21 protein-coding genes and 1 tRNA gene are annotated in these 16,184 nt (G+C 58.4%); 15 read left to right on the top strand and 7 right to left on the bottom strand.

The window, feature by feature from the left end; translation table 11 throughout:
- The 8 genes from HY26_RS04695 to HY26_RS04725 form a co-directional block, all read left to right on the top strand.
- A partial coding sequence (locus tag HY26_RS04695) for a DUF3987 domain-containing protein (protein WP_146740181.1) occupies positions 1-893 on the top strand: 893 nt, incomplete at its 5' end.
- 220 nt (positions 894-1,113) lie between these two features.
- On the top strand, positions 1,114-1,587 hold the full coding sequence (locus tag HY26_RS04700) for a DUF5681 domain-containing protein (RefSeq protein ID WP_233351540.1): 474 nt from the start codon (positions 1,114-1,116) through the stop codon (positions 1,585-1,587).
- On the top strand, positions 1,584-1,826 hold the full coding sequence (locus HY26_RS04705) for a hypothetical protein (RefSeq protein WP_112073046.1): 243 nt from the start codon (positions 1,584-1,586) through the stop codon (positions 1,824-1,826). Before HY26_RS04700 ends, HY26_RS04705 begins: the two co-directional genes overlap by 4 nt.
- Positions 1,823-2,065: a hypothetical protein gene (locus HY26_RS18985; RefSeq protein ID WP_158531422.1), complete on the top strand. Its 243-nt coding sequence runs from the start codon at positions 1,823-1,825 to the stop codon at positions 2,063-2,065. Before HY26_RS04705 ends, HY26_RS18985 begins: the two co-directional genes overlap by 4 nt.
- The gene (locus HY26_RS04710; protein WP_112073047.1) at positions 2,062-2,274 is read left to right on the top strand and encodes a hypothetical protein; all 213 of its coding nucleotides are present in this window, start codon (positions 2,062-2,064) and stop codon (positions 2,272-2,274) included. The genes HY26_RS18985 and HY26_RS04710 overlap by 4 nt, the downstream gene beginning before the upstream one ends.
- A gap of 144 nt (positions 2,275-2,418) precedes the next feature.
- Positions 2,419-2,721 (top strand): hypothetical protein, encoded by a 303-nt coding sequence (locus tag HY26_RS04715; RefSeq protein ID WP_112073048.1) that lies wholly within the window; start codon positions 2,419-2,421, stop codon positions 2,719-2,721.
- Positions 2,722-2,773: 52 nt separating this feature from the next.
- Positions 2,774-3,820, top strand: coding sequence for a hypothetical protein (locus tag HY26_RS04720; RefSeq protein ID WP_112073049.1), 1,047 nt, complete (start codon positions 2,774-2,776; stop codon positions 3,818-3,820).
- A 123-nt stretch (positions 3,821-3,943) separates the two neighbouring features.
- Positions 3,944-4,168: a hypothetical protein gene (locus HY26_RS04725; protein ID WP_112073050.1), complete on the top strand. Its 225-nt coding sequence runs from the start codon at positions 3,944-3,946 to the stop codon at positions 4,166-4,168.
- Positions 4,169-4,275: 107 nt separating this feature from the next.
- On the opposite strand, the gene HY26_RS04730 is transcribed toward HY26_RS04725, so the two are convergent.
- Positions 4,276-4,365 (bottom strand) — tRNA-Ser (locus HY26_RS04730).
- A 183-nt stretch (positions 4,366-4,548) separates the two neighbouring features.
- Between HY26_RS04730 and HY26_RS04735 the strand changes: the two genes are divergently transcribed.
- A complete protein-coding gene (locus tag HY26_RS04735) occupies positions 4,549-5,490 on the top strand; it encodes an isopenicillin N synthase family oxygenase (protein ID WP_034767928.1) in 942 nt (313 codons plus the stop codon).
- Between the two features lie 31 nt (positions 5,491-5,521).
- Here the strand turns inward: HY26_RS04735 and HY26_RS04740 are convergent, their stop codons facing one another.
- Positions 5,522-6,292, bottom strand: coding sequence for a thiazole synthase (locus HY26_RS04740; protein ID WP_199288540.1), 771 nt, complete (start codon positions 6,290-6,292; stop codon positions 5,522-5,524).
- 48 nt (positions 6,293-6,340) lie between these two features.
- Positions 6,341-6,553 (bottom strand): sulfur carrier protein ThiS, encoded by a 213-nt coding sequence (gene thiS, locus HY26_RS04745; RefSeq protein WP_034767926.1) that lies wholly within the window; start codon positions 6,551-6,553, stop codon positions 6,341-6,343.
- A 65-nt stretch (positions 6,554-6,618) separates the two neighbouring features.
- Here thiS and aroQ point away from each other — a divergent pair, with 65 nt between their 5' ends.
- The 4 genes from aroQ to aat are packed head-to-tail and all read left to right on the top strand — an operon-like array spanning position 6,619 to position 9,660.
- Positions 6,619-7,053 carry a type II 3-dehydroquinate dehydratase gene (gene aroQ / locus HY26_RS04750; RefSeq protein WP_034767923.1) on the top strand — a complete coding sequence of 145 codons (435 nt, stop codon included), beginning with the start codon at positions 6,619-6,621 and terminating at the stop codon, positions 7,051-7,053.
- 15 nt (positions 7,054-7,068) lie between these two features.
- Positions 7,069-7,545, top strand: a complete 477-nt coding sequence (accB, locus tag HY26_RS04755) for an acetyl-CoA carboxylase biotin carboxyl carrier protein (protein WP_034767922.1) — start codon at positions 7,069-7,071, stop codon at positions 7,543-7,545.
- Position 7,546: 1 nt separating this feature from the next.
- The gene (gene accC / locus HY26_RS04760) at positions 7,547-8,938 is read left to right on the top strand and encodes an acetyl-CoA carboxylase biotin carboxylase subunit (RefSeq protein WP_112073052.1); all 1,392 of its coding nucleotides are present in this window, start codon (positions 7,547-7,549) and stop codon (positions 8,936-8,938) included.
- Positions 8,939-8,991: 53 nt separating this feature from the next.
- On the top strand, positions 8,992-9,660 hold the full coding sequence (gene aat / locus HY26_RS04765; protein WP_034767918.1) for a leucyl/phenylalanyl-tRNA--protein transferase: 669 nt from the start codon (positions 8,992-8,994) through the stop codon (positions 9,658-9,660).
- Here the strand turns inward: aat and HY26_RS04770 are convergent.
- Genes HY26_RS04770 through HY26_RS04780 form a run of 3 tightly spaced genes read right to left on the bottom strand, consistent with a single transcriptional unit; the run spans position 9,585 to position 10,964 of the window.
- Positions 9,585-10,049, bottom strand: a complete 465-nt coding sequence (locus tag HY26_RS04770) for a DUF2155 domain-containing protein (protein ID WP_112073053.1) — start codon at positions 10,047-10,049, stop codon at positions 9,585-9,587. The genes aat and HY26_RS04770 overlap by 76 nt on opposite strands.
- A complete protein-coding gene (mlaD, locus tag HY26_RS04775) occupies positions 10,049-10,579 on the bottom strand; it encodes an outer membrane lipid asymmetry maintenance protein MlaD (RefSeq protein WP_158531423.1) in 531 nt (176 codons plus the stop codon). Before mlaD ends, HY26_RS04770 begins: the two co-directional genes overlap by 1 nt.
- Complete coding sequence (locus HY26_RS04780) at positions 10,572-10,964, bottom strand: NADH:ubiquinone oxidoreductase subunit NDUFA12 (protein ID WP_034767912.1); 393 nt, start codon at positions 10,962-10,964, stop codon at positions 10,572-10,574. Before HY26_RS04780 ends, mlaD begins: the two co-directional genes overlap by 8 nt.
- 190 nt (positions 10,965-11,154) lie before the next feature.
- On the opposite strand from HY26_RS04780, the gene HY26_RS04785 reads away from it, so the two are divergent.
- Positions 11,155-13,425: a hypothetical protein gene (locus HY26_RS04785; protein WP_112073055.1), complete on the top strand. Its 2,271-nt coding sequence runs from the start codon at positions 11,155-11,157 to the stop codon at positions 13,423-13,425.
- Entirely contained in the window at positions 13,373-14,260 is an 888-nt protein-coding gene (locus tag HY26_RS04790; RefSeq protein ID WP_158531424.1) for a pentapeptide repeat-containing protein, read from the top strand. Before HY26_RS04785 ends, HY26_RS04790 begins: the two co-directional genes overlap by 53 nt.
- A gap of 57 nt (positions 14,261-14,317) precedes the next feature.
- Here the strand turns inward: HY26_RS04790 and aspS are convergent, their stop codons facing one another.
- Positions 14,318-16,150, bottom strand: a complete 1,833-nt coding sequence (gene aspS, locus HY26_RS04795) for an aspartate--tRNA ligase (protein WP_034767910.1) — start codon at positions 16,148-16,150, stop codon at positions 14,318-14,320.
- Positions 16,151-16,184 lie beyond the last annotated feature (34 nt).

The raw sequence follows: 16,184 nt of genomic DNA on the forward strand, positions 1-16,184 counted from the left end.
GGCATTCGATGAAAGCAGAGAACCGCCTCGGTTCCCTGGCGGGGCTTTCAAAGTTCTGGGATGGCGGCCTGCAGGCTTACAAGCTGAGGGGCTCAAAAGACAAATCCGAGACGCTGACCGCCAACGATTGCCGCCTTGCCGTTCACCTGCAGGCCCAGCCCGTCGCCTTGCAGCCTTTCCTTGCTGACCCGATGGCAAAGGGACAAGGCCTCCTCGCGCGCTGCCTGATACACAAACCGGCTTCCACGATTGGCACGCGGATTATGACACTGGAGGAATGGCAGACGGATGGCATGACAGTCGAAGTGCAGTCGTTTGCCATGCGCGTTAAGGCCCTCCTTGGGCGGCCTGTGAGCCGCGATGACGGCGCTGTCGAGCGCGACCTGCTGCCCCTCACTCCAGATGCGATGCAAGCACTTGTAGACTACGCGAACGGGGTTGAGCGGTCCCTTGCCCCTGCAGGCGACCTGGAAGGCATGAGCGACCTGGTGAACAAGGTACAGGAACAGGCCGCCCGCATTGCAGGAACGTTTGCCGCCTTTGACAACCAGACCGAGGTGTCAGGCCGCACAATGGAAGACGCTATTCGCATCGCCCGCTATTTCCTTTCCGAGACTGTCCGGCTTGCAAGGATTGGCCCCCAGGATGTTACAGCAAAGGATGCAATTACCATTGCTGCATGGCTGCATGAGCGCGGCGGCAATGTACCCTGCAAGACCTTTTCCAAATGTGGCCCAAAATACCTGCGGAGGGTAACGGACCGCCGGGACGCATTCAGCCTGCTGAAGGATGCAAACTGGATGCGGGAAGCCAACGGCCTACTGGAACTCAATCCAAAATGTGCGGCGCGAGGTATGCTGGGAAGGCATCCATCAGGCGAACGGGGCGAATGAGGCGAACGATGAACAAATCGGAATCCTATCAACATCCTACTGTTCGCCCCATGCAGGCGAACGCTGGGCGAATGACTGCCCCATTCGCCCCTGTTCGCCCCGCGTTCGCCCTGAAGCATGCTGGCGACAACGGCAATAACTACGGGAATACTGGCGAACCGTTCGCCCTGTTCGCCCCATTCGCCCCCACTTCACGATTGGATACGAAAGGAGCCAACTCATGACTAAGATGGAAAAAGGACATCCCGAAAATACGGGAAAGAAACGGGATGCTGTTGGTCGCGGCAAGCCGCCCAAGGAACACCAGTTCAAGCCCGGCAATCCTGGAAGGCCCAGAGGCTCACGTCACAAGACCACCCTGGCCATCCAGGCCTTGCTTGATGGCGAGGGCGAGGAGCTAACCCGCAAAGCAATTGAAGCCGCAAAGGGTGGCGACATGGTGGCTTTGCGGCTTTGCCTCGAACGGATCCTCCCGCCGCGCAAGGATACGCCGGTATCATTTGATCTGACGCCTATGACAGGGGCGGAAAGTGCAGCCCAGGCGATGCGTGCGCTGCTGGAGGGCGTGGCGATAGGCAACCTAACACCCTCCGAGGCGGGAGCATTGGCCGGTATTGTTGAAGGCTATCGAAAGACGCTGGAGCTGACCGAGTTGGAAGCGCGCATTCAGGCATTAGAGGAGCGAAACCTATGAAGGGTATGAAACGCCGCCTGAAGGCTGTCGAGAAGGCCTCGACGGAGCGTGGGAACGAGGTTGCCCGGATGCGTGAGCGCAGCGAACGCCTCGCCCGCGCGAGGGAGCGGTCGGGACTTCCTGAGCGACCATCCATCTGGGAGAATGATCCGCCACCGCAGGGGTTGAACCTTGCGGAATTGATGGATCTTGCTCGGCGCAAGCATAAGGAGCGCGAAGCAGAGGAGCGGAAACAATGAACGGCTTTGCGCGCCGACTGAAAGCACTGGAAGGACAGACCGCGCCTCGCGGACCACAACCTGGCGTCATCTACATCTGTTCCGTTGCTCCGAGTCCGGACGGGCCGTTTAACCTGGGACCGAAATTGGCTTACATTCTCAAAGGGCCGCACGCCGGGACGCAGCAATCGTGCGGAGAGGGTGAAAGCGGCGATGCCTTTCAGGCACGCTGTCGCGCCATGGTGGAGGACAGCTTATGACCCTCAAGACCCGCTTGTATCGCCTCGAAAGCAAGACCCCATCTTTTTATGCCAGCGTAGACGAAATCCCGACGCCGGTGCTGGAGGCGATGGTCCGGACGGCTTACCGGGAAGGAAACTACACGCCGGAGGAGGCTGCGTTGTTTCGCCTGCTGGGGCAGGACGGGTTTCAAGTTTGCGGGTTGAAGGACCTAAACACTTCAAGCTAATGTGCAATCCATGCGCGAAAACAGGGGGGCTGGATGAGAATTTTAGCAATACTGGCAGTTGCCACGCTGACGGGGTGCGCACATCAAATTTCGTTGGTTCCCAGAGACGATGGACCAATTGGCAAAGGGACAGCCCCTGCAAGTATGGGTGATAGTGGCAAATTGAGTGTGGAACTGGGTGGGAAGACCTATACCGGCGAATGGGTGTTCGTACGGGATGGCGGATCCGTCGGCACAGCATTTGGCTCCGCCTGGTCGGGCGGCAGTTCTGCTTATGCCAATTCCACTTTCTTCGGCGCGAGTTCCACCGGTAACGGTCGGGCAATTCTGTCAGCCCCCGATGGCAGCCGTATCCGATGTGTGTTCCGATACAACGCCATGGGTGGCACCGGCGTAGGCGAATGCATCGATGATGAGGACCACCTGTATGACATGTTCATCAAATAAATCGGCGCCTTTCCCTCGATAAGAGGGACTGCATCGAACATCGGGAGCACTCATGTGGGTTGGGACGATATTTCGCTATTGGCAAGCTCTGACACGTTGGGCCGCATGCACGCTTATTGGCTACCTGTGGCTACTTAATCCACAAACGGTAAGCGCTGCAGAAGTTCAAATTGTTTCCTTTGACCCGAATGCCGACATCTTTGGAATCCCTTTCTCAGAACAAGCGGACAAAAATTTTGGCCAGCCATTTATTGTTATCAAAGGCGAAATCGTTCTAGGCGATTTTGAGCATGTCCAATCTGCCGCCCAGGAGCTCGCAAACGCCAATCGAGAAATCGTAATCGCCCTTGAAAGCCCTGGAGGAAACGTAGTTGAGGCGCTTAAAATAGCCCAACTCGTTCGAGAAAACTGGATTACAACTTGGATTTATGGTCGCACTGCAGGCGTGAATGACACGGATCGTTCGTTGATTGTTTGTGATAGTGCGTGTGCATACATCTTTTTTGCGGGTGTAGAGCGCCGGTACTCCAGTTCGAACATGTTGGCTTTTGCTCCCGACGACCCTCACTACATCGCCCCCGAAAATCGTGTGAGCAATGACTTCTCCACAGCGATGTTCGGCGCCATTCTTGGAACTCCTGTCGATCCCGAAAGCATGAACCGATACGAGGCCATTCCTCCATTAGGATTGCACCGTCCCTATTTGGACCCGTCATTAAACCGGACCTTATCTGGTTCTGAAGCACAACAAGCTTACAAAGAACTCGAAAGCATGGTCCGCAGCGAGCTTTCAGGGTTTGGCGTTCCCGCGTCCTTGATCGACCGGATGATGAAAGCCAGTTCGAGCCAAATTATCCGAATAGGAAGTGACGAATTGCGAGAACTAATGCCTTCGTATGATCCGTGGTTCGAGGAGTGGCAGCTTTCCAAGTGCGGAGTGTTGAGTTTAGACGAACGACTCGACCTGACGGCAATAAAAAACCCCTCAGATTCTAGATTCTCCGAGTCCTATCGGGCCTACCTTCTGGAGAAGGAAGCCTCGATTGAATCATGCGAAGTGGAATTAAGGCTGCAGCGGCAGAAGCAGATCGCGAAGTAGATCCGCTCCGCTTTAGAACTCTAGTATCGTGGTCGGCCTGAACTAGAAGGAATTGGGATAGAGAGGCTCTCTAGTTAAAACCACAAAGCCTTTTGGATCCTAGGCGAGAAAGAGAAAGAAGCCATGAGCATTAAAGCCCGCCTTGCTCGCCTAGAACGGAACGCACCCGAGTACCAGGCCGACGTGGACGCATGGCTTGCCGATGTGACCGCGCAAACCCTCCGGGCAGCTTTAGAGCTTTGGCCTGATTATGTGGTTGAGGGCCTGACCGATAGCGAGCGCCGGATCCTTAGCGAGAACGACCCAGCCTTGTTTGCAGAGATCGGCGCCCAAATTGTCCATGCCTGACCGTCCAAAAACGCCCTTCACCAGAACCCTTGGATGGGTACATGGGTGGGTAGAAAAGATCTATTAAGATAATATTTCAGTATTTTCAAATACATGACAGAATAAGCTGGCGGAGAGGAAGGGATTCGAACCCTCGATACGCGTTAACGTATACGCCCTTAGCAGGGGCGCGCCTTCAGCCACTCGGCCACCTCTCCAGCGCGGACTGCCGGTCTATTGAATGGATGAGATAACCGCAAGCCCCCATCGTCTTATAGGCTGCGGTTGTTGGGGTTTCGCCCTGATCGCCCGGCACCTGGAAGTGCCTTTGCCTGTATCAAGTCACCCGTCCTGTGGTAGTTACCTATTCCAGCATGAATCCAGCCGGTTAGGCAGAACAAATGACCGAATATTTCAAACCCGTCCCGTTCCCCCTGTGGGCAGAAGACAAGCTCGCATTCGCTGATGCACTTGGACGTTCGTTCCGCGAAACCGGCTTTGCTGTTATTTCCGAACATCCGGTTTCCCAAACCGTGATTGATGCAAACCTCAAGGCGACCAAAGACTTCTTTGCCTTGCCGGAGGAGACGAAGCTGAAATATGACGGTCGCGCCGGTGGCGGCCAGCGTGGTTATACTGCGTTTGGAACAGAGAATGCCAAAGGCAAAGCCGAAGCCGATCTCAAAGAGTTCTGGCACACCGGCCGGGCCCTTCCAGCCGACTCCCCCTACCGGGAAACCATGGCAGATACTCCGTCTGTTCCGGAGGTACCTTCGTTCGATACGGCAACCCGCGGGCTGTATGATGCGCTCGACACATTCGGCCGCCAGTTGCTGCGCGCGGTCGCGCTTCATCTCAAGCTGGAGGAATCCTGGTTCGAAGACAAAGTGAATGTCGGAAACTCGATCCTTCGTCTGCTCCATTATCCGCCCCAGACCAACCCACCGCCGGAAGGTTCCGTGCGGGCTGGCGCGCACGAAGACATCAATGTCATCACTTTGCTGCTGGGCGCCGAAGAAGCCGGCCTCGAGGTCAAGCATCGCTCCGGAAAGTGGCTTGCCGTCAGCCCGCCGCCGAATGCGCTGGTGATCAATTGTGGAGACATGCTGCAGAGGCTGACAGCGGGCGTGCTGCCATCGACAACCCACCGGGTCGTGAATCCGTCGCCGGAACGCTCCCGGTTCCCACGCTACTCAACGCCCTTCTTCCTGCACTTCAATCAGGATGTCATGATCGAAGCATTGCCCGGCTGTGTCGCGGAAGGCGGCAAGGCCGAACCGCCGGTCACCGCGCAGGACTACCTGATGGAACGCCTCCGCGAGATCGGACTCGTGAAGGCCTGACTGGCCTGGTAGTTCGCAAACTGAACTTGTCTCAGATGAGGCCGGCGAGCGGTGAGCTCGGATCGGCATACATTTTCTTCGGCATGCGTCCGGCGAGGTAGGCTTCACGGCCAGCGATAACGGCATGCTTCATGGCGGACGCCATCAGGATAGGATCCTTGGCCGCGGCAATGGCCGTGTTCATCAGAACGCCATCGCAGCCGAGCTCCATCGCGATCGCAGCATCAGACGCCGTGCCGACACCGGCATCGACGATCACCGGTACACGGCTCTGCTCTACGATGAGCCGGATGTTGACCGGGTTCATGATGCCCAGTCCTGAACCGATGAGGGAGCCAAGCGGCATGATCGCGCAGCACCCTGCCTCTTCCAGCATTTTTGCGTAAACCGGATCATCGGAACAGTAGACCATGACCTCGAACCCATCCGCGATGAGCGCCTCGGCAGCTTTCAGCGTCTCCGGCATGTTCGGATAGAGCGTTTTCTGATCCGCCAGCACTTCCAGCTTCACCAGATTCCAGCCGCCCGCCTCACGCGCGAGCCGTAGGGTGCGTACGGCTTCATCCGCGGTAAAGCAGCCCGCCGTGTTGGGCAGGTAGGTAAATTCGTCAGGCTTCACAAAATCGGTAAGGCGTTCCTCATTCGGATTCGACAGGTTTACCCGCCGAAGCGCGACCGTGACGATCTCTGCGCCGGCCGCACGAGCGGCGTCCGCATTCTGCTGGTAGGAGGCGTATTTCCCGGTGCCCACGATAAGGCGCGAGGCATAGGATTTTCCGGCAATGATCAGTGGGTCGTTCAAGAGACTGTTCCAATTCTGCAGAGGGGCCTTTCGTACAGGACAGCCTTGTCAGCCGCCACCAACAAACTGCACCACTTCGATGCGGTCGCCGTCTTCAATGACGGTCGAGGCGTGCTCGGATTTGGGAACAATTTCAAGGTTCCGCTCGATGGCGACACCGCGCGAATCCCGACCGTCGTCCGCTGACACCATGGCGACAAGCATCGCCACAGTCGTACCGGCGTCAATTTCGCAGGCTTCCCCGTTCAGCGTTATATTCATCCACTGCAACTCCGCGCATCAGCAGGCCTTGCCTTGCCCGGCGTTACAGCGCAAGACAACACCCCATGGTGAAGCCGATATATGTCCTCGGGGGCCCGAACCTCAACCTGCTCGGAACGCGGGAACCGGATATTTATGGCCGTGACACACTTGAAGATATCCACAATCGCCTGAAGGCACGGTCTGGTGATACGCCGATCGAGGCGCGTCAGACCAATTCTGAAGGCGAATTGGTGACCTGGATACAAGAGGCGTCCCGAGAGGCTTCGGCCGTAATCCTCAACGCCGGTGCCTATACGCACACATCCGTCGCGCTTCATGACGCGCTGCGGGCCTGTAGCGTGCCGGTTGTCGAAGTACACTTGTCGAATCCCGCCGCGCGCGAGTCATTCCGGCATGTGAATTATGTCGCGCCTGCAGTGAACGCATCGATTGCGGGCCTTGGCGCCTATGGTTATGAGCTTGCCCTGATGGCCGCGCTAAAGCTGTCGGGAACATAAGGGACGATAGAATCCATGAGCACTGGCAAGAACAAGCTTGATACCGGACTTGTCCGGGAACTCGCCGCCATCCTGCGTGAGGCAGATCTTGGTGAAATTGAAGTTGAACATGAGGGCCTGCGGGTCCGCGTGAGTAAACCCGCACCAACCGTGGTGCAGGCCGCTGTTGCCGCTCCGGCGCCCGTGGCCACAGCAGCCGCGCCTGCAGCGGCTGCTCCCGCTGCTGCAGCCCCTGCTGAAGCTGCCGTGGAAACGCCCGACAATGCCATCAAATCGCCGATGGTGGGCACCGCTTACCTCTCTCCGGAACCCGGCGCCAAAGCGTTCGTTTCAATTGGTGACAAGGTGAAAAAGGGCGACACGCTGATGCTGGTCGAGGCCATGAAGACCTTCAATCCAGTCGAAGCAGACCGGGCCGGCACGGTGAAGGCAATTTATGTCACCGATTCCCAGCCCGTAGAATTTGGCGAGCCGCTCATTCTGATCGAATAGCATGACCGAACAACGCACCATCCAGAAGGTCCTCATCGCGAACCGCGGTGAGATCGCACTGCGCATTCACCGCGCCTGTAAAGAAATGGGCCTGTCCACCGTTGTCGTGCACTCCGAGGCCGACCGGGACGCCATGGCCGTCCGGCTGGCTGACGAAAGCGTCTGCATTGGACCTGCGCCCTCCTCACAGAGCTATCTGAAGAAGTCTCAGATCCTGGCCGCGGCGGAAATTACGGGCGCTGATGCCATTCATCCCGGCTATGGCTTCCTTTCGGAAAATGCCCAGTTCGCCGAAATGGTGGAAGCACATGGCCTCGCCTTCATTGGACCAACGGCTGAGCATATCCGGATCATGGGCGACAAGATCGCTGCCAAACAGGCCATGATCGATGCGGGCGTGCCCTGCGTGCCCGGCTCGGACGGCGCCATCACGTCCATCGCTGACGCCAAGAAATCTGCCAAGAAGATCGGCTTCCCCGTGCTGGTGAAAGCGTCAGCCGGCGGCGGTGGCCGAGGCATGAAGCTGGCCAAGACCGAGGCGGATCTCGAAAACGCTGTCCGCACCGCAAAGACAGAGGCGAAAGCCGCCTTCGGTGATGATGCGGTCTATCTGGAAAAATACCTTCAGGGTCCGCGCCACATCGAAGTTCAGGTGATCGCGGATACGCACGGCAATGTCGCCCATCTCTGGGAACGTGATTGTTCTTTGCAGCGCCGGAATCAGAAAGTCTTCGAGGAAGCCCCCTCACCGGAGCTCAATCAAGCCCAGCGCGAAGAGATCGGCATGATCTGCGCCAAGGCCATGGAAAAGCTGGGCTATCGCGGCGCCGGCACGATTGAATTCCTTTACGAAGATGGCCGGTTCTATTTCATCGAGATGAACACGCGTCTTCAAGTGGAGCATCCCGTCACGGAGATGATCACCGGGATTGACCTCGTCCGCGAACAAATCCGCATTGCCGAAGGCAAGAAGCTTTCCTTCAGCCAGGAAGATGTCCTGCTCGTCGGTCACGCGATCGAGTGCCGTATCAACGCCGAGCATCCGGAAACCTTCGTGCCCTCACCCGGCCTGATCTCTGACTTCCATGCCCCCGGCGGCCCGGACGTGCGTCTCGACAGTGCCGCCTATGCCGGATACCGCATCCCGCCGCATTACGACTCCCTGATCGGTAAACTGATCGTGCATGGCCGCACGCGCCGGGAATGCCTGATGCGCCTTAGACGTGCGTTGTCCGAAATGGTTGTTGGCGGCGTGCACACCACCCTCGACCTGCACCGGCGACTGGTAGAGAACGAAGACGTCCAGAACGGCAACTACAACATTCACTGGCTGGAAAAATTCCTCGCGGACAACAAGATCGTCGAGGAAGACGCAGCTGACGAAAAAGCCTGACGCGGCGCACCGTCCAATAGACAGCCGACCTGCTCCGTCTCCATATAGGGGCCATGTCTGCACGGTTCGGTACAAATGATCTTCTTGCCTGCTATCGCCGGGGTGTATTCCCCATGGGCGATGCGCGGGATGATCCGAACCTGTTCCTGGTTGACCCCGACATGCGGGGCATCCTGCCTCTGGATGACTTCCACATACCAAAACGGCTGAGACGCAGGGTGAAGCAGGAGCCGTATCGCGTATCCGCCGACACGGCTTTCACACGCGTCATGGAGATGTGTGCGGAGAGTTCCGATGGGCGTGAGACCACCTGGATCAATTCGACAATCCTGAACCTCTACAGCGCGCTTCACCGCGAAGGATACGCACATTCGATTGAATGCTGGGACGAAACTGGAGCCCTGGTGGGCGGACTGTACGGTGTCGCCCTTGGTGGGGCGTTCTTTGGCGAAAGCATGTTCTCCCGCGCGACCGACGCTTCAAAAATTGCGCTTGTGCACTTGGTGGCAAGATTGATCGAGGGCGGCTTTACCCTGCTGGACGCGCAGTTTCATAACCCGCACCTGGAACAATTCGGCCTGATCGAAATCCCACGGGCTGACTTCAAGCGCCGCCTCAAGGCCGCACTGGAAGTGAAAGCGGACTTTTACTGCGGGCGTTCCGGGCCGTCTGGCAGCTTCACCGGGTCTGGTGCGGTGCACCGGATCACCCAGATGTCGTAAACGGGGTGCTCTAGCGCGCTCAACCCCGGCGACGAGGCGAACATCCAGCCGGAGAACAGTTCCGGGTTTTCCTCGCTCACCGTGTCCACATCATTCGCGTCCACCGCAGCATCCATGGTTTCAACGGCGACGGGTTGGGTGGAGAATATCTTGAGGAAAGCAGCGCTTTCGGGGGCCTCTTCAGGGGGCGTCTGGTAGCAGACTTCCAGCTCTACCCTGAGCGATCCGAATACAACCGGCTGCCCTACGAAGACTTCAATATCAGTAGACCGGCCGGTGATCTTGTCGAGCGCGCGCAGGGTCGCCTTGTCTTTCTGGACATAGGTCGCAGCATGCGCCGCCCCTACCAGTCCGGCAACAAGGGCAACCGCAGCAAGCGCTCGAAACATCACTGATCTCCATCCAGAGGGTATGCATCCTCCGCGGCGGTATCGGGCTCAGACGCCGCTGCGGCATCTCCAACACCATTGCCACCGCCGGAGGCGAAGGACGCGAACAGAGTCAGCAGGTCCACGCTACCGCGTGTATACTGGATCTCACCTGAACCATCTTGCGGAATGTTGTCGAAGCTACCGCCTGGTTCCAGGGCCACATAGGCACCACCGAGCAAGCCGTCCGTCGAGATGCGCGCATCCGTATCATCCGGCAGTTGCCACTTTTTATCGAGGCTCATGGTCATGACCGCTTCGAAGCGCTGAGGGTCCCCCTCTATCGCTTTGACGACGCCGGCCTTCACACCTGCGATACGGACATCGGACCCACGCTCAATACCACTGATATTGTTGAAACGGGCTGTCAGTTCATACCTGTCAGGTCCGGCAGATGCTTCCCCGCCGCGCGCGATCGCGAACCAGAGGAAAACACCGGCAACGGCAACGACAAGCGCGCCAACCAGGGTTTCAAACATCGACTCACGCATCAGGAGACCACGCCTCATAGTCGCCCGCCGCTTTCTGGCGATGGCTGTGACCTGAAAGGCTTCCCTTGGGCTTGGTGGCCCAAGGCGTCCCGGTCATGTTCGGCTTGTGATCGGTTTCCCATTCCCGCCGAGTGAGCGGGGATTTGGTCGGTGGCTCATCGACCGTGTGATGCAGCCACCCGTGCCAGTCGGCCGGTACCTTGGACGGTTCTGCGAGGCCTTTGTACATAACATAGCGGCGGCGGCGGCCTTCGATCGACGGTTTCCGTTCCTCGAAGTAACGGTTGCCGTATTCATCCGTGCCGACGAACGTGGAGCGCCGTCCGATATCGAACGCCGCGCCGAGCGTGTGGCCGCTCCACCAGGTAAAAAGTGTCTTCAGCATCGTAAGGCCTGTCCTGCCGTGTGTTGGTGGCCGCAATATGGCGGCTCAGGGGCAACTAATCCATAGCCCCGCCGCAGGCAATGCGCCGCAATTTCCCTTATGCGCAAAGGACCGCAATTGCTTCGCACCGCTTGCCCCAAACGGGTTCAAAGGTCACGCTTGTTCAAGTGATTCGCTGGGGAGACACGGCATGGATAAGACGCGGGCAACCGAAATCCTGACTGCGGCCGAATCGGATGGCCTTTTTTCGGAGCAGACCACACTGTCCGAGCTGTTCCGGGGCGCTGGCAGGAAAGCCCGGCCAATGACACCGGAATCACTAAAGGCCACAGCAGCTGCCTGTTCGGCTGCAGCACTGGTTAGCGTGTCACAACTCGCGTCTGCGGAGATTCTTGAGCGATTCGGCGATGCCCCTCGTAATGCCGATCTGGCTGAAGCACTTGCAGCTGGATTGCCTCAAGATGTGCTGGAGGAGGCTTTGAGGCAGCCGGGCGGTTTCCAGCGGACAGCGGATGCCCTGCGCGCAGCAGCAGTGGGTGGCGCAGCGCCCGCGCCCGCCGTGTTCCACCCCCAAACGCTTGATCCGGTGCTGGAACAGCTCATGGTTGAAGCGCTTTTGGAGGGGGCGGAGATCATTCTCACGGAAGAAGCGCCCCTTCCGACCGGCACTGCAGCCCGAATTGTCGATGTCGCCATGGCCGTCGGTCCAGACGGAATTGAAGCGGACTATCTCTGTGAAGCACTGGAAGCGGCTGCTGAGGAGATGCCGGATGGTGCGGTCATCATTGCCGGCTTGTCTGCCGCAATCATGTCGCTGGGGGTCGATTACGCCTCTTCCGACGGCGCCGCCATTGCGGCAGCACTCTGCGGACTGGTCCGTTCTGGTGTGACCGGAGCGGCTTTCACGGCCGCTCATGCGAAGGCTCTGAACCTCGCGGCACGAAAGGCATCGGGCAAGCGAACCTGCAATGTCCTGCTGTTGCCTGTCGCGGATCTTGGCGCGTTTCTGCCCGATTGCGAAAGTCATGGCACAGCACCCTTGGCGACGGTGCTCGCCTATGGTGACGAAACCCCAACCCTGTCACGCGCCGCACGTCTTGGTATTGCGCATCATGCTCCCGAACGCCTGCCGATGGCCTTGCAGCGTATCGCGGCTTCGGCCGAGTCTGATCTCGACCGCGCGCTCGGACTCGACCGGCTGCGTGATCGCGGTTTCACCGATGACGCGCTCGACAAAGTCTCCCGGGCATTGGGTGAAGGCCTGCCGCTGAACGCTGCTTTTTCACGCTGGGTACTGGGTGATGAGATCATATCGAGCGATTTGAAGCTCGCGCCGGAAGAGTTTGACGCCGATGGTGGCGGCCTCCTCTCGGCCATCGGCTTTTCGCGCAAGGACATCCTGGCAGCCGAGACAACCATTTCTGGAGAGAACGGAGATGCCACCGCCGAAATCATGGCAGATTGCGGCCTTCAGGTAGGCGCATCTCCGAAAGCGGAAGTCGCTTTGGCTGCTGCATGCGCCAAAGCGCTTGGCGGACATGTCATGATCTCGGTGGACGGCCGGGGTGGACTGGACATGGCTGAAGCCGCGCTGTCTGCAGGGCTTTCGGTTCAACTGATCGGACACCGCGCGCCGCCGGACGATGACGTGCAGGACCGCATGGAGCATATTACGGCTCTGGCGGAAGAAATTGCAGCAGAGGCAGATGCACCCCCGGTCCCCACTCAAAACATCATGTCCGGGGATGGCGCTGCCCGAACCCGCCTGCCCGATCGCCGGAAAGGTTACATCCAGAAAGCGTCAGTCGGTGGCCATAAGGTCTATCTGCACACGGGCGAATTCGAAGACGGATCGCTGGGCGAGATTTTTATCGACATGCACAAGGAAGGCGCCGCTTTCCGGAGCCTGATGAACAATTTCGCAATCGCGACCTCCATCGGTCTGCAATACGGCGTGCCGTTGGAGGAATTCGTCGATGCATTTGTGTTCACCCGGTTTGAACCAGCTGGGGCTGTCACCGGGAATGACCGCATTACACGCGCCACTTCGATTCTCGACTATATTTTCCGCGAATTGGCCGTCTCCTATTTGGGACGCGACGATCTGGCCGAAGTCGATGTGACTCATGACGGCCTTGGCCGGGGCGCAGCTGATGGAACCCGAACCGAACCCGCTCCCTTCACCGAAGAAGCTGCTCAGATCATTTCTCGCGGTTTCTCCAGGGGGCAATTGCCGGACAATATCGTGATCCTGGACAGGAAACGGGCTCAAAAACTTGCGGACGAAGAAGCCGAAGCCGCGGAAGCCGCAGCGGAATCAGAGGAAACAGAAGAGCTCAACGCCCCCGACTATCTCGGCGATGCGTGTCCCGTTTGCGGGAGTTTCACCCTATTCGAGATCAGCGACGATGGTGACATCGAGTGCGATACTTGTGGCGAAGAAGGTCGAAAACAGAAGTAACTACGACAGATCCCGTGCCTTCTGCGCTCATGGCAATTCTGCAACACCTGTGACTTTGAAACAGTCGTTACAGCTTGTTCAGTTTTGGCACGCGAAACAAAACGGTATCCAAAATGCCATGAACCGAGTTTTGCTCAGCCTTGCCACGCTTGCTTCTGCGACTGCCTTTGATGCATTCGCTCAGGAGCAAACCCAGCCGAGTCAACCGGTTGCCTGGGCACCGAGCTATGTCGGATCGTGCGGCGGCTGTAATCTTTCAGGCCGTAATCTGACCGGATGGACGCTCAGCGGCGCCAACTACCGTGAAGCGAACCTCGAATACGCGTTCATGCGCGGAGCGCAGGCGAAGGAAACCAACTTCGAAGGCATTCAGGCCACTGGCGCAGACATGCGCTCAGCTGTCCTGACGTCCGCAAAATTGTCCGGCGCCAATCTCGTAAACGCCCGTTTGCAGGCCATTCAGGCGTCTGGAGCCGAGTTCAAGCAGAGTGTTCTCGTCGGCACAAATCTTCAAAGAGCCATGCTGGTCGGCGCGAATTTCGCAGCTGCAAATCTTGCCACTGCATCCCTTGAAGGGGCGGACTTTTCCGGTGCCAATCTGACAAGTGCCGACCTGAGCGGGACGATCTTGATGTCCGCCATATTCAATGGCGCCAACCTGACGATGTCAAAGTTTGATGGCGCGAATGCTCAAGGCGCCTCCTTCAAAGATGCAAGGTTCGTCGACGCCAATCTGACTGGCCTTCACGGCTGGCGGGAAGCCGACTTTGAAGGCGCATGTGTGTCTCAGAGCACGCTACTCCCCAGCGGACTTCACCTGCCAGATTGCGAATAAGTCCGATGTTTTTGATGACAGAAAAGCCCCGGGATCATGAACCCGGGGCATTCTGATTCAGGATTTCACCTGAGGCGCGAGCCGGATATTCAGTTCACGCAGCTGGCGGTCGTCAACAGGGCTGGGCGCGCCCATCATGAGGTCGCGCGCCTGACCGTTCATCGGGAAGAGCGTCACGTCGCGAATATTCTCCGCATCCGCAAGAAGCATCACGATGCGATCCACCCCCGGCGCGATTCCGCCGTGCGGCGGTGCGCCGTGACGGAAAGCGTTCAACATGCCCCCAAACTCGGCCTCCACCACTTCCGGACCATAACCGGCGATTTCGAATGCTTTCAGCATCAGTTCGGGGCGGTGGTTCCGGATAGCGCCAGATGACAGCTCGATACCATTGCAGACGATGTCGTACTGGAACGCCTTGATATCGAGGACCTCCTCATCCGTCTTGGCGGCCTCCAGCGCCTCCATCCCCCCCTGAGGCATCGAGAACGGGTTGTGGCTGAAGTCGATTTTCTTGTTGTCCTCATCCCATTCATACATCGGGAAGTCCACGATCCAGCAAAAGCGGAACACGTCCTTTTCGATCAGATCCAGTTCGGCGCCAATCTTGTTTCGGGCGGCGCCGGCCAGCTTGTAGGCATCGCCTTTCTTGCCGGCCGAGAAGAACACGCCGTCACCAGCCCCAAGGCCCAGTTTTTCCAGCAGGGCGGCCAGATGATCCGGGGCGAAACCTTTCAAGGCAGGGTCCTGGCTATCGACGCCACCGGCATCGGACTCCTTCAATCGCGCATAGCCAAGGCCGGGCGCCTGCATTTCCTTCTTTGCCCATTTGTCCATGTCGTCGAAGAATTTGCGGGACTTCTCAGCCGTTGCTTTCGGAGCCGGAATGGCGATCACCTTGCCGCCACCCTTGATGATCTTGGCGAAGATCCCAAAGCCGGTCTTTTCTTCGTCGACAAAGAATTCAGTGACGTCGACAAGCTCCAGCGGGTTGCGCAGGTCCGGCTTGTCAGACCCGTATTTCTCCATCGCTTCGGCGTAGGGAATGTGCGGGAACGGCTCCGATGGCACTGCCCGGCCTTTCCCATCCCAGTCAGCAAATTCCTCAAACACGCCGCGCATGACCGGCTCGATCGCGTTAAATACGTCGTCCTGGGTCACAAAGCTCATCTCGATATCGAGCTGGTAGAATTCCCCCGGCGAACGGTCTGCCCGGGCATCTTCGTCGCGGAAGCAGGGCGCAATCTGGAAGTAGCGGTCGAAGCCGGACACCATAAGCAGCTGTTTGAACTGCTGTGGGGCCTGCGGCAGAGCATAGAACTCACCTGGGTGCAGTCGAGACGGGACCAGAAAGTCCCGCGCGCCTTCCGGACTCGAAGCCGTCAGAATCGGCGTCTGGTATTCGGTGAAGCCCTGCGCGACCATCCTGCTGCGCAGGCTCGCTATGACGTCGCTGCGCAAAGTCATGTTCTTGTGAAGCGTTTCCCGGCGCAGGTCGAGATAGCGGTATTTCAGACGAATGTCTTCCGGATAGTCCGGTTCGGCGAAGACCGGCAGAGGCAGCTTTTCGGCCGCGCTTTCGATCACGAGCGACTCAGCCGGGAGTTCAACTTCACCTGTCGGAAGGTCGGGGTTCACCGCCTCGGCATCCCGGGCGATAAGCTTGCCCGTCACCGTCATCACGCTCTCGGCGGAGGCACGCTTCGCGTCCTCGTAGAAAGCCGCGTTCGGATACACGACGACCTGCGTCAGACCGTAGTGATCGCGCAGGTCAATAAACAGGGCACCAGCATGCTCACGGCGGCGGTGCAGCCAGCCGGAAAGCTTGACGGTTTCACCAACGTGGGATTTGCGAAGCTCCCCACAGGTATGGGTGCGATAGGCGTGCATCGGATCAGTCTCCGGAAAGGTCAGTCCAGTAAAT

This window comes from Hyphomonas sp. GM-8P (assembly GCF_003263315.1).
Taxonomy (GTDB): Bacteria; Pseudomonadota; Alphaproteobacteria; order Caulobacterales; family Hyphomonadaceae; genus Hyphomonas.

Bases quoted from the DNA above. Each gene is read 5' to 3' on its own strand.
- HY26_RS04700 (WP_233351540.1), top strand. From the start codon at position 1,114: ATGACTAAGATGGAAAAAGGACATCCCGAAAATACGGGAAAGAAACGG.
- HY26_RS04705 (WP_112073046.1), top strand. From the start codon at position 1,584: ATGAAGGGTATGAAACGCCGCCTGAAGGCTGTCGAGAAGGCCTCGACG.
- HY26_RS18985 (WP_158531422.1), top strand. From the start codon at position 1,823: ATGAACGGCTTTGCGCGCCGACTGAAAGCACTGGAAGGACAGACCGCG.
- HY26_RS04710 (WP_112073047.1), top strand. From the start codon at position 2,062: ATGACCCTCAAGACCCGCTTGTATCGCCTCGAAAGCAAGACCCCATCT.
- HY26_RS04715 (WP_112073048.1), top strand. From the start codon at position 2,419: ATGGGTGATAGTGGCAAATTGAGTGTGGAACTGGGTGGGAAGACCTAT.
- HY26_RS04720 (WP_112073049.1), top strand. From the start codon at position 2,774: ATGTGGGTTGGGACGATATTTCGCTATTGGCAAGCTCTGACACGTTGG.
- HY26_RS04725 (WP_112073050.1), top strand. From the start codon at position 3,944: ATGAGCATTAAAGCCCGCCTTGCTCGCCTAGAACGGAACGCACCCGAG.
- HY26_RS04735 (WP_034767928.1), top strand. From the start codon at position 4,549: ATGACCGAATATTTCAAACCCGTCCCGTTCCCCCTGTGGGCAGAAGAC.
- thiS (WP_034767926.1), bottom strand. From the start codon at position 6,553: ATGAATATAACGCTGAACGGGGAAGCCTGCGAAATTGACGCCGGTACG.
- aroQ (WP_034767923.1), top strand. From the start codon at position 6,619: ATGGTGAAGCCGATATATGTCCTCGGGGGCCCGAACCTCAACCTGCTC.
- accB (WP_034767922.1), top strand. From the start codon at position 7,069: ATGAGCACTGGCAAGAACAAGCTTGATACCGGACTTGTCCGGGAACTC.
- accC (WP_112073052.1), top strand. From the start codon at position 7,547: ATGACCGAACAACGCACCATCCAGAAGGTCCTCATCGCGAACCGCGGT.
- aat (WP_034767918.1), top strand. From the start codon at position 8,992: ATGTCTGCACGGTTCGGTACAAATGATCTTCTTGCCTGCTATCGCCGG.
- HY26_RS04770 (WP_112073053.1), bottom strand. From the start codon at position 10,049: ATGTTTCGAGCGCTTGCTGCGGTTGCCCTTGTTGCCGGACTGGTAGGG.
- mlaD (WP_158531423.1), bottom strand. From the start codon at position 10,579: ATGCGTGAGTCGATGTTTGAAACCCTGGTTGGCGCGCTTGTCGTTGCC.
- HY26_RS04780 (WP_034767912.1), bottom strand. From the start codon at position 10,964: ATGCTGAAGACACTTTTTACCTGGTGGAGCGGCCACACGCTCGGCGCG.
- HY26_RS04785 (WP_112073055.1), top strand. From the start codon at position 11,155: ATGGATAAGACGCGGGCAACCGAAATCCTGACTGCGGCCGAATCGGAT.
- HY26_RS04790 (WP_158531424.1), top strand. From the start codon at position 13,373: ATGGTGACATCGAGTGCGATACTTGTGGCGAAGAAGGTCGAAAACAGA.
- aspS (WP_034767910.1), bottom strand. From the start codon at position 16,150: ATGCACGCCTATCGCACCCATACCTGTGGGGAGCTTCGCAAATCCCAC.